Below are 8,459 nucleotides of genomic sequence, written 5' to 3' on the forward strand. Positions count from 1 at the left end.
CAGCCCGAACGGTGTTTGCATGCCAAGCGTGGCGCCCGCACTCGATACCGGCCTCTGGTTCCGACGACTGAGCGAGGCACCGCCGGGCGCGCCCCGGCTGGTGTGCTTCCCGCACGCGGGCGGCGCGGCGAGCTGGTACCAGCCGTTCGCCCGGCACTTCGACGGCCGCGCCGAGCTGGTCGCCGTCCAGTACCCCGGCAGGCAGGACCGGCGGGGCGAACCCCTGCTGGACGACATCCGCGCCCTCGCCGGCCAGATCGCACCCTTGCTGACCAGGGACCGCCCGCTGCACCTGTTCGGTCACAGCATGGGCGCGATGATCGCGTTCGAGGTCGCGCTGCGGCACGAGCCGGACCACCTGTTCGTCTCCGGCCGCCGCGCCCCGCAGATCGTCCGCGACGACCGGGTGCACCAGAAGGACGACGCGGGCCTGATCGCGGAGGTGCGCGCACTGGCCGGCACGAACGCGCGGGTGTTCGACGACGAGGAACTCGTCAGGATGGTGCTGCCGGCGATCCGCGCCGACTACCGGGCCGCCGAGACCTACCGCTACCGCCCTGGCCCGCCGCTGTCGTGCCCGGTCACGGCCCTGACCGGCGACGCCGATCCGAAGGCCGCGGTCGCCGAGGTGGAGCAGTGGCGCGAACGCACGACCGGAGATTTCGCCCTGAGGGTGTTCTCCGGGGGCCATTTCTTTCTTTCGGACAACAGGAGTGCGGTGGCCGGCCTCGTTTCCGGCGAATCCCCTAGTGCCTGAACCCCTAATTTGGCAAGGGATTCAGGTCCGTCCCGTTGCGGACCTTTGGTAAAGGTGATGAGAGGAAACGGGATGACCAGGCGCGCACTGATCACCGGGATCACCGGGCAGGACGGGTCCTACCTTGCGGAGCACCTGCTCAAACAGGGGTACGACGTGTGGGGACTCGTGAGGGGACAGGCGAACCCGCACAAGATGAGGGTCTCACGACTCATGTCGGAGCTGTCCTTCGTGGACGGTGACCTGATGGACCAGGCGTCACTGGTGTCCGCTGTGGACCTGGTGCAGCCCGACGAGGTCTACAACCTCGGTGCCATCTCGTTCGTGCCGATGTCGTGGCAGCAGGCCGAGCTCGTCACCGAGGTCAACGCCATGGGCGTGCTGCGCGTGCTGGAGGCCATCCGCATCGTCTCCGGTCTGTCCAGCAGCCGCAACAACGGCCGCGCGGCCAAGAACATCCGCTTCTACCAGGCGTCGTCGTCGGAGATGTACGGCAAGGCGGCCGAGACCCCGCAGCGCGAGACCACGATCTTCCACCCCCGCAGCCCCTACGGCGTGGCGAAGGCCTACGGCCACTTCATCACCCGCAACTACCGCGAGTCGTTCGGCATGTACGCCGTCGGCGGCATCCTGTTCAACCACGAGTCCCCGCGCCGCGGTGCGGAGTTCGTGACCCGCAAGATCTCTCTCGGCGTCGCGCGGATCAAGCAGGGCTTCCAGGACAAGCTGGCCCTGGGCAACCTGGACGCGTTGCGCGACTGGGGTTTCGCGGGCGACTACGTGCGCGCGATGCACATGATGCTGCAGCAGGACGAGCCCGAGGACTACGTCGTCGGCACCGGCGAGATGCACTCGGTGCGTGACGCCGTGCGCCTGGCGTTCGAACACGTCGGCCTCAACTGGGAGGACTACGTCTACGTCGACCCGGTGCTGGTGCGCCCCGCCGAGGTCGAGATCCTCTGTGCCGACACGACGCGCGTGCGCGGCGAGCTCGGCTGGAAGCCCGAGGTCGACTTCTCCTCGCTGATGAAGATGATGGTGGAGGCCGACCTCAAGCACGTCGCCACCGAGCACGAGTACGGCGAACTGCTGGCCGCCGCCAGCTGGTAGAACCACCCTCCCCGGATCCACAGCCGCAGCCGTCAGGTTGCGGCTGTGGATCTTTTTGCGTTCCCTGGGGGATCTGCTCGCCGACCAGAACATGGTGCTGACAGCGGCCGGCTACCTCGGCGCGTACGTGGACACAAGGACGGCGCGCCCCGACCGAAGCGGAGCGCGCCGAACCGGGGGAACCTTGAAACTCCCGTTCGTGCTGGGTCAGTCGACCGAGATCAGGCCGAGTACAGCCGGGCGTAGAAACCCTTGGCGGCGATGAGTTCCTCGTGCGTGCCCCGCTCCACCACCGCACCCTGATCCATCACGATGATCAGATCGGCGTTGCGGATCGTGGACAGCCGGTGCGCGATGACGAAGCTCGTCCGCCCGGCCCGCAACGACGCCATCGCCTGCTGGATCAGCACTTCCGTCCGCGTGTCGATCGACGAGGTGGCCTCGTCGAGCAGCAGGATCGCGGGCTGGGCCAGGAACGCCCGCGCCAGCGTGATCAGCTGCCGCTCGCCCGCGGACAACCCGCCGTGCTCCTCGTCGAGCACGGTGTCGTAGCCGTCTGGCAGCGAGCGCACGAACCGGTCCACGCACATCGCCCGAGCAGCCTCGACCACCTCGTCGCGGGTGGCGCCGGGCCGTCCGTACGCGATGTTCTCGGCGATCGTTCCCTCGAACAACCACGTGTCCTGCGTGACCAGCCCGATCGCCGAGCGGAGATCCTCGCGCGTCAACGTCGTGATGTCCTTGCCGTCCAACAGGATCCGGCCGTCGTCGAGTTCGTAGAACCGCAGCAGCAGGTTGCCCAGCGTGGTCTTGCCGGCACCGGTCGGGCCGACGATCGCGACCAGCTGACCGGGCGCCGCCGTCAACGACAGATCGGAGATCAGCGGCTTCTCCGGCGTGTACCGGAAGGACACGCGGGAGAACTCGACGTGGCCGCGCACCGGGGAGACGGTCGCGGGCCTGGCGGGCGCCGGCGACTGCTCCGGCTCGTCCAGCAGCTCGAACACGCGGTGCGCGGACGCCAGACCGGACTGGAGCTGGCCGGAGAAGTTCGCGACGTCGACGATCGGCCGCGAGAACATGCCGGAGTACTGGATGAACGCCTGCACGTCACCGATCGACACCGATCCGCTCGCCACCCGCAGCGCGCCGACCACGGCCACCAGCACGTAGTTGAGGTCGGTGATGAACCGGGTCGCGGGCCCGATCAGCCCGGAGATCGCCTGCGCGCTGAACGACGACCGGTACATGGTCTCGTTGCGCTCGGCGAACTCCGCGGCGGCCTGCTCCTGCCGCCCGAAGGCGGTGATCAGCGCGTGCCCGCTGTACATCTCCTCGACGTGGGCGTTCAGTTCGCCCGTCGAGCGCCACTGCTCGCTGAACTTCGGCATGGCGCGCTTGGAGATCCACGCGGCCAGCAGCAGCGCGATCGGCACGCAGATCAGCACCAGCACGGCGAGCTGGACGGAGATCACCAGCATGATCGCCAGCACACCGAAGACCGACACCACCGAGGTGAGCATCTGGCCGATCGAGAGCTGCACGGTCCGCTGCAGGTTGTCGACGTCGTTGGAGACGCGGGACAGCACCTCGCCGCGCGGGTTGCGGTCGAAGTAGGCCAACGGCAACCGGGTCAGCTTCGCGTCGATCTCCTCGCGCAGCTTGAAAACGGCGTGCTGCACGATGTCGGTGACCATCCTGCCCTGCACGAGCATGGACAGTGACCCGATCACGTACAGGCCGAGGATGATCAGCAGCAGCTGGCCGAGCGCGCCGAAGTCGACACCCGAGCCGGGCACGATGTCGACGGTGCTGATGACGTTGGCGAGCGTGTCCTTGCCCTGTTCCCGCAGCTGCGCGAGGACCTGCTCCTCGGTGGCTCCGGCCGGTAGCGTGCGGCTGACCAGGCCGGCGAAGATCAGGTCGGTGGCCCGGCCGAGCAGGATCGGGCCGAGCAGGTTGAGCCCGATCGACACGACGGCGAGCAGCCCGATCACGATCACCCGGCCGCGGTAGGGCCGCAGCAGTCCGAACAGTCTCTTCGTCGTGCTGGGTTTGCGGGTCGCTTCGACCTCGATCGGAACTTCCTTCTCCGCGAGCAGCGTCATCGGACGGCCCCTCCCACAGGCTGGGAGAGGGCGATCTCCCGGTAGGTCTGGTTGGTGCCGATCAGCTCGGCGTGCGTGCCGGCGCCGACGACCTGGCCGTCCTCCAGCACGATGACGTGCGACGCGGCCTCGACGGTGCTGATCCGCTGGGTGACCAGCAGGATCGTGGCGTCGGCCAGCTCACGGGCCAGTGCGGCGCGCAACCGGGCCTCGGTGCCGAGGTCGAGTGCGGAGAAGCAGTCGTCGAGCAGGTAGATCTCGGGCCGCCGCACCAGGGCCCGCGCGATCGCGAGCCGTTGCCGCTGCCCGCCCGAGACGGTCGAGCCGCCCTGGGTGATCGGCGCGTCGAGCCCGAGCGGGCGCACGAACTCGGCCGCCTGCGCGATCTCCAGCGCGTGCCACAGCTCCTCGTCGGTCGCGTCTTCCTTGCCGTACCGCAGGTTCGACGCGATGGTGCCGCTGAACAGGTGCGCCTTCTGCGGCACGTACCCGACGACTCGGTGCAGTGCCAGGGGATCGAGGTCGCGGATGTCCGCCCCGTTGATCCGCACCTCGCCACCGGTGACGTCGTAGAGCCTGAGCGCCAGCGACAGCAGCGTCGATTTGCCGCTGCCCGTGCTGCCGAGGATCGCGACCGTCTCGCCCGGACGGGCGACGAGACTGACGTCGCGCAGCACCGGTTTCTCCGCGCCGGGATAGCCGAACGTCGCGCCGCGCAGCTCGAGAAGCCCGCGCGTGGCGAACGTCGTGACCGGGTTCGAGGGCGCGGCGATGCTGGACTGCGCCTGCAGCACCTCGTCCACCCGGCCCGCGGACACGGCGGCGCGCGGGCTCTCGGTGAAGACCAGCATCGTCATGATGATCGCGACGATGATCAGCGTGACGTACGACAGCAGCGCCAGCAGGGCGCCGAGCTGCATGGAGCCGTCGTCGATGCGGTGCCCGGAGAACCAGATGATCGCGACGGTCAGCACGTTCATCACGGTCATCACCATCACCGGCAGCGTGGCCATGATCTTCCCGACCCGCAGCGTCGTGCCGTACAGGTCGCGGTTCGTGGCGTCGAAGCGGCCGCGTTCGTGCGGGTCGCGGACGAACGCCCGGATCACCCGCACGCCGGTGATCTGCTCGCGCAGCAGGTGGTTCATGCGGTCCAGGTAGTTCTGCATGCGCTCGTAGAACGGCGAGAGCCGCCTGAGCATCAGCGAGAGCCCGGCGATCACGATGATGACCAGCCCGATCAGGATCGACGACACCGGCACGTCCTGCACCAGCGCCAGCGCCACACCGCCGACGCACATGATGATCGCCGACACGGCGACGTCCGCGGTGGTGAGCACGATGCTCTGGACCTGCTGCACGTCGTTGACGGTCCTGGTGATCAGCGACGGCGCGCCGAGCTGGTCGACCTCGCGCGCGGACAGGTTCATCACCTTGCCGAACACCTTGGCCCGCAGATCCCGGCCGATGCCGGACGACATGCGGGAGCTGAGCAGCATCGCGCCGCTCGCGGTGAGGATCTGCACCGCGGCGACGCCGAGCATGGTGATGCCGGTGCGCCAGATGTAGCCGGCGTCGCCGACGAGCACACCGTTGTCGATGATCTGCGCGTTGAGCGTGGGCAGCAGCAGGGTCGCGGCCGTCTGGACCAGCTGCAGCACCACCAGGAGCAGAATTGTTCCCCGGTACGGCCGGAGGTGGCGGTTCAGGAATCTGACGAGCACACGCACTCCCCAGGGACGATGGGTGATGCGCCAAGGGAACCGGAGAAGCCGCAGCGGCTTTCCCTAGACTTCGGTCCCGGTTTCTCGCGGGCATTCCCTAGCGTTTCGCCACCTACCGTGGACCGCATGAGCGAGATCCTGAGTGCCATCGAATCGGACGACGCGGTGGCGCGGGACTTCGAGGCGCTGCCGGTGCCCCAGAGCTACCGGGCGGTGGTGGTCGAGGAGAGCGACGCGGACATGTTCGCGGGTCTTCCGACCAGGGACAAGGATCCGCGCGAGTCGCTGAAGGTGCGGGACGTCCCGACGCCGGAGCTCGCGCCCGGTGAGGCGCTGATCGCCGTGATGGCGTCCGCGATCAACTACAACACCGTCTGGACCTCTATCTTCGAGCCTCTCTCGACGTTCGGGTTCCTGCGGCGCTTGGGTGGCAAGCACGATCTGCCGTACCACGTCGTGGGGTCGGACCTCGCCGGCGTCGTGCTGCGCGTCGGTCCCGGTGTGACGGTGTGGAAGCCGGGTGACCGGGTGGTCGCGCATTGCCTCGACGTGCCGCTGGAGCGGCCGGACGGCCACAACGACACGATGCTCGACCCGCAGCAGCGGATCTGGGGCTTCGAGACGAACTTCGGTGGCCTCGCCGATCTCGCGCTGGTCAAGGCGAATCAGCTGATGCCCAAGCCCGAGCACCTGACGTGGGAGGAAGCGGCCTCTCCCGGTCTGGTCAACTCCACCGCGTACCGGCAGCTGGTGTCGACCAACGGCGCCAACATGAAGCAGGGCGACACGGTCCTGATCTGGGGCGCGTCCGGCGGTCTCGGTTCCTACGCCACGCAGTTCGCGCTGAACGGCGGCGCCACCCCGATCTGCGTCGTCTCCTCGCCGGACAAGGCCGAGATCTGCCGCGCCATGGGCGCCGAGTTGATCATCGACCGCTCGGCCGAGGGCTATCGCTTCTGGAAGGACGAGCACGAGCAGGACCCGCGCGAGTGGAAACGCTTCGGCGCCCGCATCCGTGAACTGACCGGCGGCGAGGACCCGGACATCGTCTTCGAGCACCCCGGCCGGGAAACGTTCGGTGCCAGCGTTTTCGTGGCACGCAAGGGCGGCAAGATCGTCACCTGCGCGTCCACGTCCGGGTACATGCACCAGTACGACAACCGCTACCTGTGGATGAACCTGAAGAGCATCATCTCCTCGCACTTCGCGAACTACCGCGAGGCGTGGGAGGCGAACCGCCTGGTGGCGAAGGGGAAGATCCACCCGACACTGTCCAAGGTGTACTCGCTCGACGAGACCGGGCAGGCCGCGCACGACGTGCACCGCAACGCCCACCAGGGCAAGGTGGGTGTGCTGTGCCTGGCGCCGTCCGAGGGTCTCGGCGTGCTGGACCACGAGTTACGCGGCAGAAACATCGACGCGATCAACCGATTCCGCACCTCCGAATGAAGGTTTCCCGCGATGACGGAAGAAGTAGTCGCGCCGGCTTCGGCGTGCCCGTTCCCGTTCGACCGTGACCCGCAGGCGCCGCTGGACCTGCCACCGGAGTACGCGAGGCTGCGTGCCGACCGGCCGGTGCAGAAGGTGACGACACCGGCGGGCGACACGGCGTGGCTCGTGGCCAGGTATGCGGATGTGCGCGCACTGCTGGCGGACACGGATCGGTTCTCCGCCGAGGTGATGAACCCCGGCTACCCGCGCTACCTGTTCCCGGTGGACCCGCAGCCGGGCGCGTTCGTCACGGTCGACGCACCGGAGCACACCCGGTACCGGCGCATGATCATGTCGATGTTCACCAAGAAGAGGGCCGAGGAAGTACGGCCTTCCGTCCAGAAACTGGTGGACGAGAAGGTTGACGCGCTGCTGAAGGGCCCGCAGCCGGTCGACCTGGTCACGCACTTCGCGCGGCCGATCCCGCTGACCGTGGTGTGCGAGCTGCTCGGCGTCCCCTACAAGGACCGCCTCGCGTTCGGCCGCTGGATCAACACCCTGGTGGAGACGACCTCCTCGCAGGCCCACCGCAACGCCGCGGCGGGCGCGCTCTTCGGCTATCTGACGAAGCTGGTGGCGCAGAAGGAGAAGGACGCCGCCAACGGGACCGGGGCCGATGACGTGCTCGGCCGCCTCGTCGAGAACCAGATGGCCGCGGGCGAGCTGCAGCGCGGGGAAGCGGTCGTCATCGGCATGATGCTGCTGTCGGCCGGGTACGACACGACGGCCTCGTCGATCGCGCTGAGCATCCTGACCCTGCTGGAGCACCCCGAGCAGCTGGTGAAGCTGCGCGAGAACCCGGACCTCATCGTCGGGGCGGTCGAAGAACTGCTGCGGCACCAGAACGTCATGCAGTGCGGCGTCGGCCGGGTCGCCAAGGTGGACCTGGAGATCGCCGGCCAGCAGATCAAGGCGGGAGACGGGATCATCGCACTCCTGTCGTCGGCCGACCGCGACGAGAGCGTCTACGCCGAACCGGACACACTCGACATCACGCGCAAGGACTCGACCCCGCTGGCGTTCGGGCACGGCGTCCACAGCTGCATCGCGAAGTTCCTGTCCCGCGTGGAACTCCAGGTCGCGCTGCTGACGTTGATCACCCGAATCCCGACGCTGCAGCTGGCGAAACCGGCAGAGGAGCTGCGTTTCCGCGACGGCGCGATCGTCTACTCGCTGCGGGAGCTTCCCGTTATCTGGTAAGTGCTTTCGCTTCCTAGGGGCACCCCTCGCGGTAGGGGTGCCCCTATCTGTGTCTAGGCGTATGCCAGG

At 68.1% G+C, this 8,459-nt stretch carries 6 protein-coding genes; 4 read left to right on the plus strand and 2 right to left on the minus strand.

Annotated features, from left to right (window positions below):
* Window positions 1-19 precede the first annotated feature (19 nt).
* The gene (locus tag ACIA8G_RS28150; RefSeq protein WP_396421677.1) at window positions 20-757 is read left to right on the plus strand and encodes a thioesterase II family protein; all 738 of its coding nucleotides are present in this window, start codon (window positions 20-22) and stop codon (window positions 755-757) included.
* A gap of 72 nt (window positions 758-829) precedes the next feature.
* The gene (locus tag ACIA8G_RS28155) at window positions 830-1,867 is read left to right on the plus strand and encodes a GDP-mannose 4,6-dehydratase (protein WP_396421678.1); all 1,038 of its coding nucleotides are present in this window, start codon (window positions 830-832) and stop codon (window positions 1,865-1,867) included.
* 221 nt (window positions 1,868-2,088) lie between these two features.
* Here ACIA8G_RS28155 and ACIA8G_RS28160 read toward each other — a convergent pair whose 3' ends face one another.
* Together ACIA8G_RS28160 and ACIA8G_RS28165 are read right to left on the minus strand one after the other, a co-directional pair.
* Window positions 2,089-3,975 (minus strand): ABC transporter ATP-binding protein, encoded by a 1,887-nt coding sequence (locus ACIA8G_RS28160; protein ID WP_396421679.1) that lies wholly within the window; start codon window positions 3,973-3,975, stop codon window positions 2,089-2,091.
* A complete protein-coding gene (locus ACIA8G_RS28165; protein ID WP_396421680.1) occupies window positions 3,972-5,699 on the minus strand; it encodes an ABC transporter ATP-binding protein in 1,728 nt (575 codons plus the stop codon). The genes ACIA8G_RS28160 and ACIA8G_RS28165 overlap by 4 nt, the downstream gene beginning before the upstream one ends.
* A gap of 126 nt (window positions 5,700-5,825) precedes the next feature.
* Between ACIA8G_RS28165 and ccrA the strand changes: the two genes are divergently transcribed.
* On the plus strand, window positions 5,826-7,148 hold the full coding sequence (ccrA, locus tag ACIA8G_RS28170) for a crotonyl-CoA carboxylase/reductase (protein WP_396421681.1): 1,323 nt from the start codon (window positions 5,826-5,828) through the stop codon (window positions 7,146-7,148).
* A gap of 12 nt (window positions 7,149-7,160) precedes the next feature.
* Window positions 7,161-8,390 (plus strand): cytochrome P450, encoded by a 1,230-nt coding sequence (locus ACIA8G_RS28175; protein WP_396421682.1) that lies wholly within the window; start codon window positions 7,161-7,163, stop codon window positions 8,388-8,390.
* Window positions 8,391-8,459 lie beyond the last annotated feature (69 nt).

The organism is Lentzea sp. NPDC051213, assembly GCF_044455585.1.
Taxonomy (GTDB): Bacteria; Actinomycetota; Actinomycetes; order Mycobacteriales; family Pseudonocardiaceae; genus Lentzea.

What these genes read in the sequence shown, in the direction of transcription:
- ACIA8G_RS28150 (WP_396421677.1), top strand. Translation starts at nt 20, where the DNA reads ATGCCAAGCGTGGCGCCCGCACTCGATACCGGCCTCTGGTTCCGACGA.
- ACIA8G_RS28155 (WP_396421678.1), top strand. Translation starts at nt 830, where the DNA reads ATGACCAGGCGCGCACTGATCACCGGGATCACCGGGCAGGACGGGTCC.
- ACIA8G_RS28160 (WP_396421679.1), bottom strand. Translation starts at nt 3,975, where the DNA reads ATGACGCTGCTCGCGGAGAAGGAAGTTCCGATCGAGGTCGAAGCGACC.
- ccrA (WP_396421681.1), top strand. Translation starts at nt 5,826, where the DNA reads ATGAGCGAGATCCTGAGTGCCATCGAATCGGACGACGCGGTGGCGCGG.
- ACIA8G_RS28175 (WP_396421682.1), top strand. Translation starts at nt 7,161, where the DNA reads ATGACGGAAGAAGTAGTCGCGCCGGCTTCGGCGTGCCCGTTCCCGTTC.